This window comes from Afipia sp. P52-10 (genome assembly GCF_000516555.1).
GTDB lineage: Bacteria > Pseudomonadota > Alphaproteobacteria > Rhizobiales > Xanthobacteraceae > P52-10.
Genome location: NZ_AZSJ01000007.1, coordinates 1,067,672 through 1,088,497, shown reverse-complemented (window position 1 = coordinate 1,088,497; position 20,826 = coordinate 1,067,672). Strand labels below are relative to the sequence as shown.

Genomic DNA, 20,826 nt, shown 5'->3' with positions numbered 1-20,826 from the left:
AACAGGCACAAGAAAAGCCGAACCAAGCGTCAAGCAGCAACAAGACCCGTAAGGGTCACGAACAGGAGAACACGATGCGTCACTATCTGATGGGTCTGGCAGCGGCGGCGCTGGCCGCGGTTGCGACATCTACACCGGCGTCAGCAGGGTGTGGCGGCTGCGCGCCGTACGGTTACAGCCCCAGTTACTCGGGCTGCGCCCAGCCGGTCTATTCCCCTTGCGGTTCGTGGGGTGGCGGCTGGCACTATGGACGGCTTCCGGAACAGCGCCGGTACTATGCCGCGCAGCCGCAATATTACTACGTGGACCGGGGGCCGACCTATACGGGGCCTGGCCTGTTCGCGCCGGCGCCGAGCTATCAGCAGCGCGCGGTGGCGGGCTGGAGCGGCTATTCGCAGGGCTACTATGGTTACACCGGCGGGCCGTACGCGCATCCGTCGCACCACTACTATCACGGCATGCCTGCGGTGTCGGGACCGGTCGTGTATAGCTATCGCCGGGCCTATCGCTCCGGTGTCCGTTACGCGACGCATCGTTCTTACGCGCCGCGCTACGGCTATGCGCCGCGTGCGGTTGGGGCGCGTTCGTCAGTCCGCTATGGCCACCGCCATCATTATCAGTCGCCGCGCTATTCGGTCGCGCCGCATCAGTACGGCCATCGTCAGCAGCGCGGGCCGCATCGCTATCGCTGATCAGCGCACGAGTCCCAGCTTGCTCGCCCCGATATAGAGGGCGAGCACCGCTGCATTCGAGACGTTCAGGCTCTTGATCTCGCCCGGCATGTCGAGCCGGGCGACCACGTCGCAGGTCTCGCGCGTCAATTGGCGCAGGCCTTTGCCTTCGGCGCCGAGCACCAGCGCCAGCGGCTCTCTCATTGCCACCGCGTTCAAATTCTCGCTGCCTTCGCTGTCGAGACCGACGGTGTGAAAGCCGCGCTGCTTCAGCTCGGTCAGCGCGCGGGCGAGGTTCTGGACCGTCACGAACGGAACAAGTTCCAAGGCGCCGGAGGCCGATTTGGCCAGGACGCCGGTGACCTCCGGTGAATGGCGGGCAGTGGTGACGATCGCCTTCACCGCAAACGCCGCCGCCGAGCGCAGGATGGCGCCGACATTGTGCGGATCGGTGATCTGGTCGAGCACCAGCACGATACCCTCGGCGGGAAGCGTGTCGATGGTCGGCGCGGGCAGCGGATCGGCCTCCGCCAGCAATCCTTGATGTACCGCATCCGGCGACAGCTTCGCCGCGATCTGATCGGGGCGGACGATCTCCGGCGCCACGCGCGGAGCGATGTTTTCTTCCATCAGCCGCCGCAAAGCATTCTCGGTGGCGTAGAGTTTGCGGATGGTCCGCTTCGGATTGGCGAGCGCAAGCGTCACCGAATGCCAGCCATAGAGAATGACAGTGTCGTCGGCCGCGCGTTCGCGGCGGAACGAGCCCCGCTGCGCGCCCTTGCGCGGCCAGCGGTCCTTGCCGGCAGGTTTGCCGCCGGGCCGTCTTTGGTCCTGCCGCTTCGGATAACGGTCGCGCTCGGTCATGGTGTGGTTCGTTCAATCAACGCGGGCGATGTCCCGTCACCTGCATCCCGGTCTGCGGTGACATCCGACTATAGAAAAGCACCGCGGCCAGGGCCAGCAACAGCGTGAAGCCCAGGGCGACGCGGAAGTCCAGCATGCTCAACGAGCCGCCGCCGTGCCCTTGCGACAGCGAGGACAGCGCCAGCGCCACCGCGGCGAGTCCGACGCCGATGCCGGATGACACCTGATGCGACATGCTGTTCAACGCGGAGGCGCTGCCGATCTGCTCGGCGGGCAACTCTGCAAAGATCAACGAGTTCAGCGCCGTGAACTGCACCGAGCGGCTGGCACCGACGGCGACGAGGACGGGGATGACGATCCAGAGCGAGGTGCGCGCATTGATCAACAGCAGCGGAATGCTGACCAGCACGACGACCAGGGTGCCGCCGAGCAAGGTGTTGCGAAAACCGAATCGGCGGACGATCTGGTTCGCGACAATCTTGATGCCGAGATCGCCTGCAAGGTAGCAGCCGACCAAGAGTCCGGCCGCGAACGCCGTCGTGCCGAAGCCAACCTGGAACATCACCGGCAGGATGAAGGCGGTGCCGCTGGCGGACAGGCGGAACAGGCCGCCGCCGGTCAGCGTCCCGATCGCAAATGAGGGAACGCTGAATGGACCGAGCGACAACAGCGGTGCCGGATGCGTCAAGGCATGGCGGATGGCGAAAAAGCCGAGGATCGCGCCGAGGCCGATGAACCCGACCGTGGCGATCCACGATTCGTTGCGACTGACGCTTTCGATGCCGTAGATGAGCGTGCCGAGTGCGCCGCCGTTCAGGGCGAATCCCAGCAGGTCGAACCGCCGGACGGCGGTCCTGCGGGCGCGATCGAAGAAAACCTGCACCAGCACGATGCCGAGGATACCGATCGGCACGTTGATGAAGAAGATCCAGCGCCACGACAGATACGTGGTCAGCAGGCCGCCGAGCGGCGGGCCCACCACCAGTGCGCTGAGGCCGGGCCATGTCAGAAAGGCGATGGTGCGCAGAAGCTGGGCCTTGTCGGTGCGTCGCATCACCTCGATGCGGCCGACCGGCGACATCATCGCGCCGCCGATGCCCTGCAGGATGCGCGCGAGCGTGAACTGCTCCAGGGTCTGGCTGAAGCCGCACAGCACCGAAGCGACCGTGAACAGGGCGATGGCGAAGGTGAAGACGTTCCGGGCGCCGAAGCGGTCCGACAGCCAGGCGCTGGCGGGTATGAAGATCGCCACCGTGATCAGGTATGAGGAGATGCCGGTGGAAACGGCGACGGCGGTGGTGCCGAAGCTCTTGGCCATCTCCGGGATCGCCGGCGCGATGATCGTCGCATCCAGAATCTCCATGAAGAACGCCGCCGCCACGATCAGGGCGATCAGCGTCGGACTGCCCGGCTGTTCCAGCGGGGAGTGGGGACCGCCGGCCGCAGCCTGATCCGGCGCGTCGCCGCTGGCGCTGACATTGGTCGCGCGCTGTTGCGTCACTGACAGGCTCCGTGGGGAGGGCGGTTGGCGGCCGTCTGCGGCCGGAACGAACAGGCTATCTCAAGGTTTCGGCGGTCAGGTCAAGGCGGAGGTGGCCGGTCCGGCGGATCGGCACACACGATGTTGAGACAATTGAAGGTTTTTCGACAGGGCGGGCCATTTTTATTGACTTCCGGCTGGCTGGTGCCCATAAACCGCCCCGCCGCAAGCATTCGCAGGGCCTCCTGCGCGAAAGTCCCGTTTCGGGAATGGGCCATAATATCCGGCCGTTGCGGCTCCGGGGGAGTGTCCCGAGTGGCAAAGGGAGCTGACTGTAAATCAGCCGCCTCATGGCTTCGCAGGTTCGAGTCCTGCCTCCCCCACCAATTTGATTTTCCAGAGAAATTCTCAGCTAGCGGGTCCGCCCTGTAAGCAATCCGTAATCAATCCTGTAAGCAATCGTGGTTTCGCGTTCTGTTCTGCGACTGCACACCGCACGTTGCCGCCGGTTAGCATCAGCGTTGCGGGTGCAATCTTTGTACCTGGCGGCACAATTGAAGCAGATGATTCGTATCCGCCAGCGCAGCGAACATCAATCTGATCGAGGGACAGTCACGCAAGCCTCGGTGGTTATGGGAGTAGTAACATTCAGCTAAGGGAATTAGGTGGCTAGTCTGATGCTTCATTCGGCTTTATCATCGCATCGAATTGTGTTCGGGCTGTTTAATTTGAACTTGCTGTATAATTCACCGGCTTCACATAACCATTCTTATAGCGATCTGAATCGTCTACTCTCTGCGACGTTTTTCGGCGCGGCGAGGTCGTTGGTAAATCCATGATGATCTCCAACCGCGTCATAGGAGGTGTAGCCGTTGCGCTTCTGCTGTTCGGCGCGTGGGTCTACCTTGTGCGGCCAGATCACAAGTACCGCCTGACAATTAACGTAGAAACGCCGTTCGGAGTTAAATCTGGATCTGGAGTAGTCTCGGTTCATCTCAGCAAAGATCCGCCTTTGTTACCGCACATCGGGTCTATAGGCGCTAAAGGCGATGCTATTTTTGTAAATCTGGGTGAGGGGCGAAACCTTTTTATGATTATGGCGGCGGGTAAAAAAGGCGAGAATGTCGATGCAATAGCATATCTTGCAGAGAAAGTTCTAGCTGCGACCGGTCATAAAGTTTCATTTCAGGATGTCTATAAGTTTGCTGGAAGAACTCTCCCCGTCGGAAGTGATCATATTCCCACACTTGTCAGCTTTGTAGATTTGAAAGACGTCGCCACCGCGAGAGTCGTGCGCCCTGACGATCTTCAGTCTGTTTTTGGAGCAGGCTACCGACTGTCAGAGGTTACTCTGACAGTCGTTTCTGTTGGTCTGTGGCCATTTGATTGGGGAGGCGTCCTGGGAGAGCCGGTCACGCGTGGAATCGAAAACAAGATTCCGGAGATTATCGCTAGGCTTCGTGAGCGTTCTCAAGTGATGCAAATCCATAGACCGAATGATCCATATATCGCCGAACTTGGACAGTTCATTAGAGGTTGACTTCAGATGCCGATATCATCCGATCTCTTTCGAGCCATACTTGCTCTTGATGCCTACAATCGGGGCTATAACGAAGGGATAGACGTACCTGGGACGCAGGCTGCGCTCGGTAATGCTTTTCTAATTATGAATTCTTCTACGCTAACGAGCTCAGACGAGATTTCTTCGGCACTCCAATAACAAACGATGAATTGCGAAGAATGCGCGCTCGCCAATGGGAAAGGCACTAAGGATGGTCGCGTATAGTGCCGATCTTATACGGAATAGAGGCGGTTCGGGCGTCACTTGCGACTGACGCTATACGCAGACCGCTATGCGGTTTTGAGTTGCAATTTTGGGGTTTTGTTATGCGCCGGTTTCTGGGTGGGTCACAATTGGGTCACGGGTGCGCGGAGATTGGAATAAGAATGTCAGATCGTTGTGATGGCGGTCGGCCTTATGCTTTGTTTTGAGCAGAACGTTATTATTTGCGTGGGGACCTATATGCAGCAATCGTTTCTATTCGTTCTTCGGGAGTAAGCTCCATTACGAAGGGGGAGCACTGTTGTCGGGCCATCCGCCGCGCTGTGGGCCTGCTGCGATGATATCCGCTCGCGTTGTCGGCCTGATGGTCGTAATTCTGCTGCTGTTGGCGGATGGCTCTATCTCACTCGACCTGAGCACAAATACCGTCTCGAAATTGAAGTCGAAACGCCGGATGGGATGAAATCAGCCTCGGGCGTGATCGCTACGTACTTGGGAAAAATCGCCTGGGTCCACTTGGTGGTGCGGTTGCAGCGAAAGGCGATGCCATCTTTCTCGATCTCGGTCGCGGTCGCAATCTAATTGTGACTTTGACTTCTGGGAGAAATGGCGAGAATCCTGATGGAATAATCTATCTCGCTATGGAGGCGTTTGCTGCTGCTGGGAAGCGAGTGCCTTTTGGCAGGGTTGGGAGTCTGCAGGGCACCGTTTCCGTCAAACAAAATCTGATTCCAACGTTGGTGACGTTCGATAATTTGGAGCAGCCTAAAAGCGTCCGCGTGGTACGTGTGGAAGACATGTCCTTAGTGTTCGGAGCAGGTTATCGACTGAAAGACGTGTTGCTCACGATAATTCCGGTTGGTTTCTGGCCATTCGACATCGGCGGCCCGTTTGGCGAACCAGTAACGCGAGGAATTGAACAAAAGCTTCGGTGGATTGATGAGTGGAGGGCTAAAGGATTAGCTGATCAAATATCAGGAGCCTCTGATCGTTTCACCGTCAATGTTCCTTATTTCACGAGAAGATAGACGTGAGCGAAGTTGTGAAACGGAGCTTGTCCTTGCGAGGAGCTTGTCAGGCTGATGGCGAAAAGACCGATCGATGCGAGCAAAATATATCGAATATTCCATTTGCAATGACCTGATTCTTAAATATGGACAGATTGAGAACTGAAAGTCGAGCGCAAGACGACCGCCCGGACCTGCCCGCGTTGGTCAGTGTTAGGGCCGAAATGTCCACGATTTCGCCCAGGTTGCTGAACATGCGGGATCATCATGCGCGGCATTGCGGCGTTGCAAACGCGCTGGAGCCGTTGCATACGTAACGCGACGCGGGTGTAGCTCAATGGTAGAGCAGCAGCCTTCCAAGCTGAATACGAGGGTTCGATTCCCTTCACCCGCTCCAGTTCTTTCCGGAACGCCTGCCGCCCTTAAAATTCGGACCAGGGGGCCGTGCTAACTCTGCTTCGGCGCGGATGGCCGGCAGGGCGGGGACAGCCATGGAACATTGGGCCATGGCCAATTCTGCCAACCACCCTTGTCAAAGCATGGCTCGGTCGGTGCGGTGGCCGAGAGGCGCTCAGGGATGTGGCTGTTCACGTAGGGAGTTGTCACCCAAGCGGCCAACGCGACAAGCAGGCATACGCCCGCGCCGGCCGCAAACTCGGACCTGGTCATGACCGGCCTCCCGAATCCATCAGGTATCCATAGGTGCGGCACGGCAGGCCGCACGCGCTCGCCGTCGATGGAATGCTAGCACGCCGCGTGGCCCGCCGGTGTAAGCGTGTCACGGCCGTGTTGATGCAGCGCAGGCCGTCTGTTCGATCATTGCCGCAATGGCGAAAAGGTCGCAGCCACGGCGGATTTCGCCCTGCGAATTCGCCATATGAGGCTTACCAAATCAGCTTGCTGAGGGATCGAGCCGACGTATAGAAATGACCGAGAGGTTTCCAAGAATAGCCAAGCGTGAGGATCGCCCATGAATTTCGATATGTCGGAACGACAGCGCCACTGGCGCGACCGCGTGATCGCTTTCATGCAAAAGCATATCGAGCCGAATGTCGATACGTATCGGCAGCAGATGAATGAGGGCGACACCCGCTGGAAGGTGGTGCCGATCCTCGAGGAGTTGAAGAAGAAAGCCAAGGCCGAGGGCCTCTGGAATATGTTCATGCCGCCGAACGACCATGAGGACGAGGAGTTCCATGGGGCCGGCCTGAACAATCTCGAATACGCGCTGCTCTCCGAGCAAATGGGCCGCATCAGCTGGGCCTCCGAAGTGTTCAACTGCTCGGCCCCCGACACCGGCAACATGGAAGTGTTCCTGCGCTACGGCACCAAGGAGCAGAAGCGGAAATGGCTGCGGCCGTTGATGGACGGCGAAATCCGTTCGGCGTTTCTGATGACCGAGCCGGCGGTCGCTTCTTCGGACGCGACCAACATCGAGACGCGCATCGAGCGCGACGGCGATTACTACAAGATCAACGGCCGCAAGTGGTTTTCCTCCGGTGCGGGTGACCCGCGCTGCAAGGTCGCGATCCTGATGGGCAAGACCGATCCGGACAACCCGCGTCACCAGCAGCAGTCGCAGATCCTGGTGCCGATGGACACGCCCGGCATCACCATCGAGCGGATGCTGCCGGTGTTCGGCTATGACGACGCCCCGCATGGCCATGCGCAGATTCTGCTGAAGGACGTCCGCGTGCCGCGCGAGAACCTGTTGCTCGGCGAAGGCCGCGGCTTCGAGATTGCCCAAGGCCGCCTTGGACCGGGGCGCATCCATCACTGCATGCGGGCGATCGGCCGCGCCGAGGTCGCGTTGGAGAAGATGGTCAAGCGGCTGTCGGAGCGTGTCGCGTTCGGCAAGTACATCGTACAGCATTCGATCTGGGAGCAGCGCATCGCCGAAGCCCGCACCAACATCGAGATCAACCGCTTGATGGTGCTGAAGGCCGCCGACATGATGGACAAGGTCGGCAACAAGGCGGCTCAGCTCGAAATCGCGATGATCAAGGTCGCCGTGCCGAAGATGTTGCTGAAGATCGTTGACGACGCGATCCAGGCATTCGGCGGCGCCGGCGTCACCGAAGATCCCGGCCTCGCACGCATGTATGCGCAGTCGCGCACGTTGCGGCTGGTGGATGGTCCGGACGAAGTGCACAACCGCTCGATCGCGCGGATGGAGATTGCCAGGCACGGCAACTTCACGCCGATGAAGAGCCGGTAAGCAGGGGGAGGCATCATGGCGCAGGCGCAAAGCCGCGATTCGGAATACTCGGGCACCAAGGCCGTCGAGGAGCGTCATCGGTTCGATGAAGCCGGCCTTGACAAGTGGATGCGCGAGCATGTCGAGGACTATGCGGGACCGCTGACGGTCACTCAATTCAAGGGCGGACAATCGAACCCGACCTATCGGCTCGATACACCCGGCCGCTCCTACGTGATGCGTCGCAAGCCGTTCGGCAAGTTGCTGCCGTCCGCGCATGCGGTGGATCGCGAATACAAGGTCATCACCGCCCTGCACAAGCAAGGCTTTCCGGCTCCGAAGACCTACGGCCTCTGCATGGATGACGGCGTCATCGGCGCCGCGTTCTATGTGATGCAGATGGTGGAGGGCCGCGTGTTCTGGGACCAGACGCTGCCCGCGGTCGCGCGCGAGCAGCGGCGCCCGATCTTCGAGCAGGAGGTTCTGACGCTGGCGAAGCTGCACAGCTACGATCCCGAGACGATCGGGCTTGGCGACTATGGCCGGCCGGGCAATTACTTCGCCCGGCAGGTCGATCGCTGGACCAAGCAGTATCGCGCCTCGGAAACCGAGACGATCGAGGAGGTCGAGCGGTTGATCGAATGGCTGCCGAAGACGGTTCCGCAGCAGGAGCGGGTATCGGTGGTGCACGGCGACTACCGGCTCGACAACATGATCTTTGCGCCTCAGGAGCCGAAGGTCATCGCGGTGCTCGACTGGGAGCTGTCCACGCTCGGCGATCCGCTCGCGGACTTCACCTATCTGCTGATGCAGTGGATTATGTCGTCCGGCGGCGGCCGCACCGGATTGGTCGGCCAGGACCTTCCCGCGTTGAACATTCCAACGCTCGAAGAGGCGATTGAGATCTATTGCAAGGCGACCGGTCGCCCGTCGATCCCGGATCTGAACTGGTATTATTCCTACAACCTGTTCCGTCTGACCTGCATTCTGCAGGGCATCGCCGGCCGTATCCGTGACGGCACCGCGTCGAGCGCGAAGGCGGCCGAAAGCGCGGCGCGCGTGAAGCCGCTGGCCAAGTCGTCGTGGGAGTATGCCGTCAAGGCCGGTGCGGCCTGAGCCGCTCGCGATCGGTCACAACAAGCCCAACATAATGCCCGCGGTCAGCCGCGGGCATTTCCGTTGATGGGATTGGCTTATTGGAGAAGCCGCGCGCGTTCAGCTCCGCAGCTTGCCTGCAAACGGCATTGATGCGGTCAGGCCGCCATCGACCGGAACGGCCTGGCCATTGACGTAGGATGCCTCGTCGCTGGCCAGGAACAAGCCCATCGCGGCGATCTCGTGCGGCTTGCCGCCGCGCTGGGTCGGATTGATCTGGCCGATCTTGTTCTCCGTGCCGCGTTCGCGCGCGCGCTCGAAGGTGTTGCGGGTCATTCCGGTTTCGATCAGACCGGGGCAGATCGCATTCACGCGAACGCCGGTGCCGGTGAGCGAATAAGACGAGGTCTGGACCAGGCTGACGACGCCAGCCTTGCTGGCGCTGTAGGGATTGCCGCCGGCATTGGCCTTGAGGCCCGCAACGGACGCGGTGCAGATGATCGAGCCGCCATGACCCTGATTCATCATCTGCCTGGAGGCATGCTTGATGGCAAGGAACGGGCCGATCAGGTTGACGCGCAGGATCTCCTGCCATTGCTCGACGGTCTGGTCGTGCAGCGGCACCCAGCCGCCCGAGATGCCGGCATTGGCCCAGATCACATCGAGCTTGCCGTAAGCCGACACGGCCTTGCCGACGAAACCTGCGACATCCTGCTCGTTGCCGGCATCGCCTTTCAGCGCTTCCGCCGTGCCGCCGGCTTCGCGGACCATCTTGACGGTTTCATCGACTGCATCGGTCTTGTCGACGGCAATCAGCCTTGCGCCTTCCTTCGTGAACATCAGCGACGCCGCACGGCCGATGCCGGAGCCGGCGCCTGTAATGATGATCGATTTGCCTTCGAGGCGACCCATCTTGTTCCTCCGTTGCGTGCCTGCGTCACAACTTTGTCGTGTTGCCGCTGGTTTTCTTGTTGTCGGGCGCCTTGCGAGAAACGCCCTTGAGCCTTTTCGCGCGCTGACTTAACTAACGCAAAACAATATTGAAGGGTCTCCGCCATGTCCAATGCGTCCAGTGCCCAACCTGTTGTCACGCGATGGTGGTGGGTGCGTCACGCCCCGGTTCGCGAAGATGGCGGACGGATCTACGGGCAGTCTGACCTTGGCTGCGACTGTAGCGATCGCACCGTTTTCCAGGGGCTGGCGCGTACGCTGCCGCAGGATGCCGTGTGGTTCTCTTCGACGCTGAAGCGGACACAGCAGACCGCCGCCGCCGTCTGGGATGCCGGGTTTCCGAAGCCCGCAGCGATGTCGCATGAGGCCGATTTCGCAGAGCAAAATCTGGGCGAGTGGCAGGGGCGGGATCGCGCAGCCTTCTATGCCAGCCGGCCGGTGCAGCTCGGCAGTTACTGGTTCGGTCCCGCTGAAGAACAGACGCCGAATGGCGAAAGCTTCCTCGATCTCTATGCGCGTGTCGGTAACCGCATCAAGTTGATCAACGAGGCGTATGTCGGCCGTGACATTGTGGCCGTGACCCATGGCGGCACGATCAAGGCGGCGATCGCGCTGGCGCTCGGCCTCGGTCCGCAAGGGGGCCTATCCTTTGCGATCGAGAACTGTTCGCTGACGCGGCTCGATTATCTGACACTGAACGGAGAATCCGGCTGGCGCATCGGCATGGTCAACCATCAGCCGTGGCTCGCCGGCGGCGATCACCCCGGCATGCATCAGCCGGCCGGGCCCGAAGTCGTCAAGCTCGCCTGAGCAAGATATAGGCAGCGAAGACAGCCGCGCCTTGCCTTGCGCAACGACGCGCGCGGATTCCGCAGGTTGCCGCTTTCGGCAAAGCCTGCTTAGAGTCGGGCCATCAAAGAATGCGCGCAGCTGCGTGCGCTTGCCATCAAGGGAGGGAAGAATGCCGAGTTTGTTTGACATGACGGGCAAGGTCGCCGTCGTTACCGGATCGTCGCGTGGCATCGGCCGGGCGATTGCTGAACGTTTCGCCGAGCATGGCGCGAAGGTGGTCGTGTCGTCGCGCAAGATGCCGGCGTGCGAGGAGGTGACCAAGGCGATCAACGATCGGTTCGGCGCAGGAACCGCGGTCTCGATCCCGGCCAACATCTCCTCGAAGGAGGAGTTGAAAAACCTCGTCGACAAGACCACCCAGACGTTCGGCAAGATCGACGTGCTGGTCTGCAATGCCGCGTCGAACCCGTATTACGGTCCTCTGGCGGGCATCAGCGACGACCAGTTCCGCAAGATTCTCGAGAACAACATCATCGCCAACAACTGGCTGATTTCCTATACCGTGCCGCAGATGATCGAGCGCAACGACGGATCGATCATCATCATCTCCTCGGTCGGCGGCTACAAGGGATCGACCACGATCGGCGCCTACTGCATCTCCAAGGCGGCCGATCTGCAACTCGCGCGCAACCTGGCGGTCGAATACGGCAAGCACAACGTCCGCGTGAATTGCATCGCGCCAGGTCTGATCAAGACCGATTTCGCCAAGGCGCTGTGGGACAATCCGGACACGTTGAAGACGACCGAAGCGCGTTCGCCGATGCGGCGCATCGGTCAGCCGGATGAAATCGCCGGCGGTGCGGTGTTCCTGGCCTCGAAGGCTGGTGCGTTCGTCAACGGCCAGAGCATCGTCATCGATGGCGGCGGCACGATCAGCTAACCGCCCTCAATGTTGCGCGCGTTTCAAGCGGCCGGAGCTTCCGGCCGCTTTTGTTTGTCATCAGGCCCAGTTCGCGAGCTGCGTGCGGATCGCGGCAACCAGTGCGAGCGGCTGATCGGCCATGATGTGATGGTCGGAATCCGGGATAGCAACGAACGGCGTGCCTTTGGGCAGATAGGGTTCGAGCTCGTACATCGATTTGTTGGCGACGAAGCCTGAGCGCGCGCCGCCGATCACGGCGATCGCGCACTGACCGGCGCTGAGATCCCTTGCAGGATCGCCATGGATGAAGCCCATGAAACGCCCCGGATCGAAGCACCAGGTCCAGCCGACGCTGTCGTCGGCGCGGCGGAATTGCCGAAGCGACGCACGCGCGATCCAATCGGCGATGTAAAGGTTCTCGCAATCCTGTTCCGGCGCGAAGCGGAAGCGAGTCAATGCCTGGGCCAGCGTATCGTAGACCTTCTTCGGACGCGGCGGCCCCTGCATTTCGCGTTGCCGCTTGCGTGCGGTCGAGCCGAGAAACGGGCCGTCGAGCAGGATCGCGCCGCCGATGCGGGAGCCTGCGCGGCCGACGATGCCCGACGTGATGAAGGCGCCGAACGAATGGCCGATGACGATCGGCTTCTGCGGCGCGTCGAACAGGCCCGCGCCTTCGGCAACGGCAAACGCTTCGTCAATGTAGAGATCGTAAGAGTACCGATCGCGCCAGCCGGAACGGCCCATGCCGGACATTGAAAAGGCAGCGATGCGATGATGATCGGCGAAGAACGGTGCGATGAAGCTCCACCAGTCGGCGCACGCGCCGTTGCCGTGCAGGAACAGCAGGCCGGGTTTGCCGCGTTCGCCCCAAGTGAGTGTTTCAATCGCTGCGCCGCGCACGTCCGTTGTCGTCCTCTCCGGCGCCCGCGCGATGGCGTCGTTGAACCATTGCGGGGCGTGGGGCTTGTCGCCGGCGAAGGGAGCAAGCAGGTTGCGCCGGTCGGCAACGATGGACTCGACTTTGTTCATTCCGTCTTGCGCCTTTGTTTCCTCGCCTCAGTGATGAGGGGAGCGAGCGGTTCTGTAAAGCATACGACGCCGGCGTTGGCGAATACGTGCTGTGTCCAGCAACTCGCCGGGCCGCATGGAAAAGGGCCCCCATTGTGGGAGCCCCTGCGATCGCGTTCTGGGCAGATCAGCTGTCGATGGCGGCATAGACCAGGTTGCGGAACAGCACGCGAATGTACTCGCGCTGGCCCGGTGCCTGGACCATCAGCAACGCCCACAGGTTTTCCTTCGGATCGACCCAGAACTGCGTGCCGGCTGCGCCGCCCCAGAAATACTGACCGACCGAGCCGGGATAGGGCGCGAGTCCCGCTTCGGTGCGCACCGCGAAGCCCAGGCCGAAGCCATGGCCGGGCGGCATCAGGTGCGATTCCACCTTCACATTCGGGCCGAGATGGTTCGATGCCATCAACTCGAGCGTCTTGCGACCGATGATGCGTTCGCGATCGAGCGAGCCGCCATTCGCGAGCATCTGCGCAAAGCGTGCGTAATCGGGAGCGGTGGACACCATGCCGCCGCCACCGGACTCGAACAGCGGCTTGTCGGTCATGCTGAAGTAGACCACCTTCGCGCCGGTCCATGGATCGGTAGGAAACGGCTCGGCGAGGCGGCCTTCCGCACGGTCTGCATCGATATGGAAGCCGGTGTCGGTCATGCGCAGCGGTCCGAGGATCCGTTCGGTCAGATAGGCCATCAGCGTCTTGCCGGAAACGACTTCGATGACCCGGCCGAGGATGTCGGTGGAGCGGCTGTAGTTCCAGGCGGTGCCCGGTTGCGAGATCAAGGGCAAGCTTGCAACCGTGTTCGCATGCTCCTCGTTGGTTTGGTTGCGACGATACAGCTTCGCCTCGGCATACAGCGTCTGGATCGGGCCCGGGCCGGTGATCTCGTAGGAGAGGCCGCCGCTGTGGGTGAGCAGATCCTGGATGGTGATCTCGCGCTCGGCCGGAACGAGATGCAGCTTGCCTTCGCGTGGAACGCCGACCTGCATCTTGGCGAAGGCGGGAATATATTTCGACAGCGGATCGTTGATCAGGATTAGACCGTCCTCGACCAACTGCATGATGCCGAGCGAGACGATCGGCTTGGTCATCGAAAAGATGCGGAAGACGGAGTCAGGACGCATCTTCGCATCCGAATCCGGTCCCTGGCGGCCGATCGCATCGAAATGGGCGACCTTGCCGCGCCGGCCGATCATCACCACCGCACCGGGCAGCGTGCCCTTGTCGACTTCACGGCCGATGGTTTGTGACAAGTTCTTCAAGCGCGCCGACGAGAAGCCGAGGCTTTCCGGCTTGCCTTTCGGCAGAGCAGGAGTCTGGAGACCGTTCTTCTTTGGGGCTGCGTCATTCTTGGCGGTCGCACGCGGTGGCATTGGCGTTCCTCCCGATCGGTGTTGATTGTTCCGTACGGCGGTTTGCGCCGCAATCGTTCGATGCAGCTTAACCAGAAGCTTGCGTTTGAACAGGTGCGATTTGCGCAGATGGCGCCGGCTGAACTGGATAGCGTATCGGTTCGCGAGGCTGTGCGCGCAACGGGGCGTGTCGGATCGGTAGGTGGACTGTCGTTCGCTTAACGCATCAATCAGTAGCGGCCGCCATTGTTGATACAGAATTCGATCTTCGAGGGGCGTGCGATGTCGTCGTCGCGCGCGCCGCGCGGGACTTGCGCGTCGCAACGCGCGTAGAGCGATGCGCGATCCAGCCGGTGTGCGGCACGGGCCTGTTTTTTCTGCTGCGACGGGACCGGTGACGTGGCTTGCCGTCGGACTGGAAGCGCGACGGTGCGGGATTGCGCAGCCAGGCGCGCCTCTTCGCGGCGCTTCTTGCGCTCGGCTGCGGCGACACGCGCTTGCTCGCGCTTTCTGGCATTCTCGGCGGCGCGCTTGGCTTGTTCGGCGGCTTTCGCGGCGGCAGCAGCCTTGGCCTGATCTGCCGGTGCGGCGTTCTCACGCTGGAGGCGAGCCTTCTCGTCGGCCGCTTCCTTCGCCTTCGCTGCAGCGTTCGTGCTGGCTTGTTCAGCGGAAAGCTTGGCGAGCTGCGCCTTGGCGAGGTCTGCGTAGAATCCGCTGGCATGAGCCTTGAGGAAGGATTCCCAGCCCTCGCGGGTGCCGACGCGCTCCGCATATTCGTAATCGCGCCGGATGTCGGCCTGCGGGTTGGGTGTCGTGGGTTGTGGTGTCGCAGTGGCAAGCGATGCGGTCTGTACGAGCGAGACCGTTGCGCCGCCCAGTGAGCCGTAGACGAACGGCTCCTGCTTGTTGTCGGTCGCCTTCATCACGTCATCACGCACCATACCGAAGGCCTGGCGCAGGTCGAGGCCCGGAATCGGCAAGTACTTCAACAGCGCGGTGGCGAACGGACTGTTCGTGCCGGCGCCGTCCTCGGCGGTAGAGCCGCCTTTCGCCGCATAGGCGATCAGCGTGTTGTTTCGCGCCGGTTCGACCGCGACCAGGCCGCGGCCGAGCGAGCGCAGCGCCGTCACCCGCTTCATCGCCTTCGCGAACGGATTGTCCCGGCATGCATCAAGGATGACGAGGCGCAACGCCTTGGCGGGTTCGACGATCTGCAGAACGCGATCGAGTGAAATCGCCTCGTCATAGACATCGCGGTCGCGTTCGAGCATGGCATCGACCGGGATCAGATAGTTCTGGCCATCGACCTCGATGCCATGGCCCGCGAAATAGACGACAGCGACGTCGGCCGCCTGCACCTTGTCGGAGAACTCACGCAGGCTGCGGCGCATGTCGCTGTTGTTGACATCGTGGACGCTCTCCACGATATCGAAACCCGCTTTCCGCAACATATCGGCGACTGCGGCGGCATCCCGCACCGGGTTGGCGAGCGCGGGGGCGTTCCGGTAACTGGAGTTGCCGATGACGAGGGCGACGCGTTGTTCGGCGGCAGCGGTCTCGCTTGCGAACGCGAGCGAGATGATTGCTGTCAGGAGGAAGACGATCTGGCGCATGACGTCACCACAGGTTGCTGATCGGCCGGTATCTTGAATGGGCAGCGTGACCGCCGCAACGACACCGCTCCGTGATCTGGCGCACATTTGCCCGCTGGCGCGTACGCTGCAGCCAATCATTTGAGCCATGGAGCGCGGCAAAGGTTCGAGGGGAACCTTAGGTCCGAAGAAGGGCGATCGCGAAGAGGGGAGGGGAGGCGTGATTCTCGAAAGTGCGATACTCAACGTCAAAACGGGACAGGAGGCTTCGTTCGAAGCCGCAATGCGGGAGGCGCGGCCTTTGATCGCGGCTACGCCCGGTTTTCAGCAAATCGAGGTCCGCCCTTGTATCGAGACGCCCGGCCGCTACCTGCTGCTTGTCTGGTGGGACACGCTCGAGGCGCATACGGTGGGCTTCCGCCAATCCACCCGATACGCCTGCTGGCGCGCTCTGTTGCACCATTTTTACGAGCCATTTCCGCTCGTCGAGCACTACGGCGCGCCGATTGACGAAAATCGGCAGTGAAAAATGCGTGAAACGGGGCGTGACGTGCGCGAAAGCCTTCGCTATAGAGGCGCCCAGTAGGAGTGTAGCTCAATTGGTAGAGCACCGGTCTCCAAAACCGGGGGTCGCAGGTTCGAGCCCTGCCACTCCTGCCAGCGATCTCTCCTAACAGCCTGTTTTTTCGTAGATCACCACGCAGTGCGACAATCGGCACGGCGAATGGCCTCAGCATCTCCCGTGGGCGACCGAGATCTGCCCGCGAGACGTCGAAGATCGGCAAGAGCGGGGGACATAAGACAGAGAAGGCTGACAACCGCGGCTGCCTGCCCGTAACTGGAGAATATTTATTGTAAAGCAATAATTATTTGTAATGAAATTATATCTCTAATCCCTTATGTCACTGGTATGTGCTTGGTCCAGCGGCTCTTAGTGGGATGTTCTACGATTGAGCAACGATGACTGAAGACCATCTCAAGTCCTGGCGGCCGCTATCTCCTCAGGACGTGCATGCGCTGTTCCGTAACGCGCCGTTTCCGTGGTGGAGGCGGCCACGCCATCGCCCATGCTGTCGGTGGTTCGTTTCGCCTGCACGATGATATCGACGTGCTGGTGCTGCGGCGGACCGAGCCCTGGCTCGGGCGTTGCTGTCGGCATGGGAGTACTGGGCTGCCGATCCACCTGTGACGCAGCGGCTTTGGCCGGAGCACGAAAGCCTGCGAGCTTCAGTGTCCGATGTCTGGTGTCGCCGTAATGATAACGACCTGTGGCGGTTTCAGATCATGCTGGACGATGCGGATGGAGAGGTCTGGTGCTCGCGGCGTTGGGCGGAAGTTCGCGGCCCTCTGTTGGAGCTGACGGCCTGGTCCGCGAAAGGGCATCCCGTTCCTGGTCCCGGAGGTGCAGCTCTTTTACAAGGCCAAATCGCCGCGGGAGAAGGATGAACGCGATCTCGTCGCGGCGCTTCCTGTGCCGAGAGAACCCCAGCGCATCTGGCTATGCGAGGCGATCGCTGTGGCGTATGGCCGCGACAACCCCTGGCTGAAGCAGCTAGGACGAGCTGGAGAGGGGTAAAAAGCGCTCTTCCGGCCATTATCAGCCCCGACGTCCAAAGCCGGTCCCGAAATCGAACCGAACCGCGGCTCAGAACTTGACGTTTTGACCAGTGCGCAGTACCAAGCGCAACCCGTGATCGGCCCGGTAAACGGACTTCCGAGACGGCATCGATTTCCCGAAACAGGCCCGCCTGCCGGCCTCATCCTCAAAAACAGGGGTTGGGCGTACTTCTGGCTGGCATGTTGCGGACCGCTTCCGGAAACGGAACTCCGGGCACGAAGCTTTAAGGACTGTACCAACAGCGATGGCAAACCCGTTCAAATTCCTGCAGGAAGTGCGCGCCGAGACCTCCAAGGTCACCTGGCCGACGCGCCGGGAGACCGTGATCACCACCATCATGGTGTTCATCATGGTCGCCGTCTCGTCGGTGTTCTTTCTCGCGGCCGACCAGATCATTCGTCTGGTCGTGACCTTCATCCTCGGCATCAAAGCCTGAGCGTGCGGATCTGACTCATGAGCATGCGCTGGTACATCGTCCACGCCTATTCGAATTTCGAGAAGAAGGTCGCGGAATCGATCCGCGAGCAGGCCAAGCAACGCGGCCTGGAGGAGCTGTTTGAGCAGGTGTTGGTTCCCACCGAAAAGGTGACTGAGGTGCGCCGCGGCCGTAAGGTCGATACCGAGCGCAAGTTCTTCCCGGGCTACGTGCTGGTGAAGATGAATTTGACCGACGAGGCGTTTCACCTCATCAAGAACACGCCGAAGGTGACGGGCTTCCTCGGCGCGGATAACAAGCCGATGCCGATCCCGGAATCGGAGGCGATGCGTATCCTGCACCAGGTTCAGGAGGGCGTGGAGCGGCCGAAGCCTTCGGTCTCCTTCGAGATCGGCGAGAACGTGCGCGTGGCCGACGGCCCGTTCGCATCCTTCTCCGGTGTGGTCGAGGAAATCGACGAGGCGCGCTCGCGTGTGAAGGTCGCAGTGTCGATCTTCGGCCGCGCAACCCCGGTCGAGCTCGAGTTCGGTCAGGTCGAGAAGGTTTGAGCTTCACCTCTCCCCGCAAGCGGGGAGAGGTCGGACCGCTCGCGGTCCGGGTGAGGGGCGTTTCTTTGGTTCTTGCCCCCTCGCCACGACCCTCTCCCCATGATGGGGCGAGGGAGAAGAAAGACCCGTGGAAGGGGACGAACGGTCGCCAGCCGTTCTGTGAACCGCACCACGGTCCCTAAGAAGGTCCGGAATGGTCCGGGCCATTTGAAGGAGTCAATGATGGCAAAGAAAGTGACCGGATACCTGAAGCTTCAGGTGCCGGCGGGTGCGGCGAATCCGTCGCCTCCGATCGGCCCCGCGCTCGGTCAGCGCGGCCTCAACATCATGGAATTCTGCAAGGCGTTCAACGCGCAGACCCAGAAGGAAGAGAAGAACACCCCGATCCCGGTGGTCATCACGATCTACCAGGACCGGTCCTTCACCTTCGAAATGCGCACGCCGCCGATGTCCTACTTCCTCAAGCAGGCGGCCAAGATCCAGTCCGGCTCCAAGACCCCGGGCCGTGACAAGGCCGGCAAGGTGACCAAGGCGCAGGTGCGCGAGATCGCCGAGAAGAAGATGAAGGATCTGAATTGCGACACCGTCGAAGCGGCCATGAAGATGGTTGAGGGCTCCGCCCGTTCGATGGGCCTGGAAGTGACGGGGTAAGCGCCATGGCGACAATCGGAAAGCGTTTGACGAAAGCCTATGAGGGCGTGAGCCGCGAGAAGCTTTACCCGATCGCTGAAGCGATCAAGCTGGTGAAGGAGCGGGCAACGGCCAAGTTCGATGAGACCATCGAGGTGTCGATGAACCTCGGCGTCGATCCGCGTCACGCGGACCAGATGGTGCGCGGCGTGGTCACGCTGCCCAACGGCACCGGCCGTACGCTCCGCGTTGGCGTGTTCGCGCGCGGCGCGAAGGCGGACGAAGCCAAGGCTGCCGGTGCCGACGTGGTCGGCGCGGAAGACCTGGTCGAGAAGGTGCAGGGCGGCACGATCGAGTTCGATCGCTGTATCGCCACCCCGGACATGATGCCGCTGGTCGGTCGTCTCGGTAAGGTGCTCGGCCCGCGCGGCATGATGCCGAACCCGAAGATCGGCACCGTGACCATGGACGTCGCCAGTGCCGTTAAGGGCGCTAAGGGCGGCTCGGTCGAGTTCCGTGTCGAGAAGGCGGGCATCGTGCAGGCCGGTATCGGTAAGGCGTCGTTCTCCGAGGACAAGCTGGTGGAGAACGTGAAGGCGCTCGCGGATGCGGTGATCAAGGCGAAGCCGGCGGGTTCGAAGGGGACTTACGTGCAGCGCGTGGCGATCTCCTCGACCATGGGGCCGGGCCTGAAGATCGACCCGTCCAGCCTGACGAGCTGATCGCGACCTTCACGTCGTCGATAAATTCCAGGGCGGAACAGGGTGCACCCCGGTTCCGCCCTGTTCTATGATGTGGACCCGCGCGCTCGTCACATCGCGCGGCTCATGAAGCAGGCAACGAATGCTCAAAGGCGTGCTCACCTATCCGCGGTTTCCGAAGCGGTTGCAGGCGATGATCGCTGACCGCTACGAACTGCTGGACCCGGGCAAGCAGACGCCGGGCGAGGCGTTCTCGGCCGAGCAGCGCGCGAAAGTCGTAGCGCTGGTGACGATCGGCGGCCGGCCTGTCACCGGCGCCTTCATGGACGAACTGCCGAACCTGAAATTGATTGCCTGCTACGGCACCGGTTATGACGGTGTTGACCGCGCCGCCGCCAAGGCGCGGGGGATTGCGGTCTGTAACAGCCCCGGTGCGAATGCTGCGGCGGTCGCCGATCAGGCGATCGCGTTGATGCTGGCGGTGATGCGCGACGTACCGCGGGCCGACGCCTATGTCCGCAGCGGCGCATGGGGGGCAGGCGAGCGCTCGAACATCCATGCAGCCTTCGGCTTGAAAGGGCGCAAGATCGGCGTCTACGGCATGGGCGCGATCGGCCAGAAGATTGCAAGCCGGGCCGCGAGCTTCGAGGCCGATGTGCAGTATTTCAGCCGCCGCAAGCTGGAGGACGTAGCCTATCCGCACCATGCGACGCTGGAGTCGCTGGCCGACTGGTGCGACGTCCTGCAGATCGCCGTGCGAGCGGGCGACGACAACCGTCACATCATCAATGCCGATATTCTCAGGCGGCTCGGGCCGCACGGCTATGTCATCAACATCTCGCGCGGTCTGGTGATCGACGAGCCGGCGCTGATCGAGGCGCTGCAGCACAGGGCCATCGCCGGAGCGGGGCTCGACGTGTTCGAGAACGAGCCGCGGATCAGGCCGGAATTCCTGACGCTGCCCAATGTCGTGTTGTCGCCGCATCAAGCCGGCCACACCATCGAGGCGCATGAGGATATGCAGGATCGGGTGATGGCCAATCTCGACGCCTTCTTCGCCGGCAAGCCGGTGCCCTTCGAAGTCCCGCTGGATTGATGTTTGGTCGGCGGTGATTGCTGT

20 protein-coding genes and 3 tRNA genes are annotated in these 20,826 nt (G+C 61.6%); 16 read left to right on the top strand and 7 right to left on the bottom strand.

Translation table 11 applies throughout. The features are described from left to right. The first annotated feature begins 74 nt into the window (after positions 1–74). On the top strand, positions 75–692 hold the full coding sequence (locus X566_RS22420) for a hypothetical protein (protein ID WP_034471751.1): 618 nt from the start codon (positions 75–77) through the stop codon (positions 690–692). On the opposite strand, the gene rlmB is transcribed toward X566_RS22420, so the two are convergent. Together rlmB and X566_RS22410 are read right to left on the bottom strand one after the other, a co-directional pair. Beyond that, positions 693–1,535 (bottom strand): 23S rRNA (guanosine(2251)-2'-O)-methyltransferase RlmB, encoded by an 843-nt coding sequence (gene rlmB / locus X566_RS22415; protein WP_034471749.1) that lies wholly within the window; start codon positions 1,533–1,535, stop codon positions 693–695. It lies immediately after the preceding gene. A gap of 16 nt (positions 1,536–1,551) precedes the next feature. Further along, positions 1,552–3,036, bottom strand: a complete 1,485-nt coding sequence (locus X566_RS22410; RefSeq protein ID WP_051444426.1) for an MFS transporter — start codon at positions 3,034–3,036, stop codon at positions 1,552–1,554. 279 nt (positions 3,037–3,315) lie between these two features. Here X566_RS22410 and X566_RS22405 point away from each other — a divergent pair. The 6 genes from X566_RS22405 (at position 3,316) to X566_RS22390 (ending at position 9,118) form a co-directional block, all read left to right on the top strand. Continuing rightward, positions 3,316–3,401 (top strand) — tRNA-Tyr (locus X566_RS22405). Positions 3,402–3,850: 449 nt separating this feature from the next. Beyond that, positions 3,851–4,555: a hypothetical protein gene (locus X566_RS24880; RefSeq protein ID WP_152540025.1), complete on the top strand. Its 705-nt coding sequence runs from the start codon at positions 3,851–3,853 to the stop codon at positions 4,553–4,555. An 827-nt stretch (positions 4,556–5,382) separates the two neighbouring features. Continuing rightward, positions 5,383–5,826 carry a hypothetical protein gene (locus tag X566_RS24875; RefSeq protein ID WP_152540024.1) on the top strand — a complete coding sequence of 148 codons (444 nt, stop codon included), beginning with the start codon at positions 5,383–5,385 and terminating at the stop codon, positions 5,824–5,826. A 302-nt stretch (positions 5,827–6,128) separates the two neighbouring features. Beyond that, positions 6,129–6,202 (top strand) — tRNA-Gly (locus X566_RS22400). Between the two features lie 573 nt (positions 6,203–6,775). Continuing rightward, a complete protein-coding gene (locus X566_RS22395) occupies positions 6,776–8,023 on the top strand; it encodes an acyl-CoA dehydrogenase family protein (protein WP_034471747.1) in 1,248 nt (415 codons plus the stop codon). A gap of 15 nt (positions 8,024–8,038) precedes the next feature. Next, a complete protein-coding gene (locus X566_RS22390) occupies positions 8,039–9,118 on the top strand; it encodes a phosphotransferase family protein (RefSeq protein WP_034471746.1) in 1,080 nt (359 codons plus the stop codon). A 99-nt stretch (positions 9,119–9,217) separates the two neighbouring features. Here X566_RS22390 and X566_RS22385 read toward each other — a convergent pair whose 3' ends face one another. Then, positions 9,218–10,009: an SDR family NAD(P)-dependent oxidoreductase gene (locus X566_RS22385; protein ID WP_034471744.1), complete on the bottom strand. Its 792-nt coding sequence runs from the start codon at positions 10,007–10,009 to the stop codon at positions 9,218–9,220. Between the two features lie 144 nt (positions 10,010–10,153). Between X566_RS22385 and X566_RS22380 the strand changes: the two genes are divergently transcribed. Both X566_RS22380 and X566_RS22375 read left to right on the top strand, forming a co-directional pair. Beyond that, positions 10,154–10,858 (top strand): histidine phosphatase family protein, encoded by a 705-nt coding sequence (locus X566_RS22380; RefSeq protein WP_034471743.1) that lies wholly within the window; start codon positions 10,154–10,156, stop codon positions 10,856–10,858. Positions 10,859–11,009: 151 nt separating this feature from the next. Continuing rightward, positions 11,010–11,780, top strand: coding sequence for an SDR family NAD(P)-dependent oxidoreductase (locus X566_RS22375; RefSeq protein ID WP_034471742.1), 771 nt, complete (start codon positions 11,010–11,012; stop codon positions 11,778–11,780). 60 nt (positions 11,781–11,840) lie between these two features. On the opposite strand, the gene X566_RS22370 is transcribed toward X566_RS22375, so the two are convergent. The 3 genes from X566_RS22370 to X566_RS22355 all read right to left on the bottom strand — a co-directional run bounded on the left by X566_RS22370 (position 11,841) and on the right by X566_RS22355 (position 15,794). Continuing rightward, the gene (locus tag X566_RS22370) at positions 11,841–12,791 is read right to left on the bottom strand and encodes an alpha/beta fold hydrolase (protein ID WP_034471741.1); all 951 of its coding nucleotides are present in this window, start codon (positions 12,789–12,791) and stop codon (positions 11,841–11,843) included. Positions 12,792–12,957: 166 nt separating this feature from the next. Continuing rightward, a complete protein-coding gene (locus X566_RS22365) occupies positions 12,958–14,202 on the bottom strand; it encodes a serine hydrolase (protein WP_034471740.1) in 1,245 nt (414 codons plus the stop codon). Positions 14,203–14,411: 209 nt separating this feature from the next. Beyond that, positions 14,412–15,794: a caspase family protein gene (locus X566_RS22355; RefSeq protein WP_051444425.1), complete on the bottom strand. Its 1,383-nt coding sequence runs from the start codon at positions 15,792–15,794 to the stop codon at positions 14,412–14,414. 199 nt (positions 15,795–15,993) lie between these two features. Between X566_RS22355 and X566_RS22350 the strand changes: the two genes are divergently transcribed. Both X566_RS22350 and X566_RS22345 read left to right on the top strand, forming a co-directional pair. Beyond that, positions 15,994–16,299, top strand: a complete 306-nt coding sequence (locus X566_RS22350; RefSeq protein ID WP_034472784.1) for an antibiotic biosynthesis monooxygenase — start codon at positions 15,994–15,996, stop codon at positions 16,297–16,299. 58 nt (positions 16,300–16,357) lie between these two features. Beyond that, positions 16,358–16,433 (top strand) — tRNA-Trp (locus X566_RS22345). Between the two features lie 316 nt (positions 16,434–16,749). Here X566_RS22345 and X566_RS25120 read toward each other — a convergent pair. Beyond that, positions 16,750–16,932, bottom strand: coding sequence for a hypothetical protein (locus X566_RS25120; protein WP_160170513.1), 183 nt, complete (start codon positions 16,930–16,932; stop codon positions 16,750–16,752). 703 nt (positions 16,933–17,635) lie between these two features. Between X566_RS25120 and secE the strand changes: the two genes are divergently transcribed. The 5 genes from secE (at position 17,636) to X566_RS22315 (ending at position 20,802) form a co-directional block, all read left to right on the top strand. Continuing rightward, on the top strand, positions 17,636–17,827 hold the full coding sequence (gene secE / locus X566_RS22335; protein WP_034471737.1) for a preprotein translocase subunit SecE: 192 nt from the start codon (positions 17,636–17,638) through the stop codon (positions 17,825–17,827). Between the two features lie 17 nt (positions 17,828–17,844). Further along, complete coding sequence (gene nusG, locus X566_RS22330; protein ID WP_034471735.1) at positions 17,845–18,375, top strand: transcription termination/antitermination protein NusG; 531 nt, start codon at positions 17,845–17,847, stop codon at positions 18,373–18,375. A 222-nt stretch (positions 18,376–18,597) separates the two neighbouring features. Continuing rightward, positions 18,598–19,026 (top strand): 50S ribosomal protein L11, encoded by a 429-nt coding sequence (gene rplK / locus X566_RS22325; RefSeq protein ID WP_034472781.1) that lies wholly within the window; start codon positions 18,598–18,600, stop codon positions 19,024–19,026. Between the two features lie 5 nt (positions 19,027–19,031). Continuing rightward, the gene (rplA, locus tag X566_RS22320) at positions 19,032–19,727 is read left to right on the top strand and encodes a 50S ribosomal protein L1 (RefSeq protein ID WP_034471733.1); all 696 of its coding nucleotides are present in this window, start codon (positions 19,032–19,034) and stop codon (positions 19,725–19,727) included. Between the two features lie 121 nt (positions 19,728–19,848). Continuing rightward, positions 19,849–20,802, top strand: coding sequence for a 2-hydroxyacid dehydrogenase (locus tag X566_RS22315; protein ID WP_034471731.1), 954 nt, complete (start codon positions 19,849–19,851; stop codon positions 20,800–20,802). Positions 20,803–20,826 lie beyond the last annotated feature (24 nt).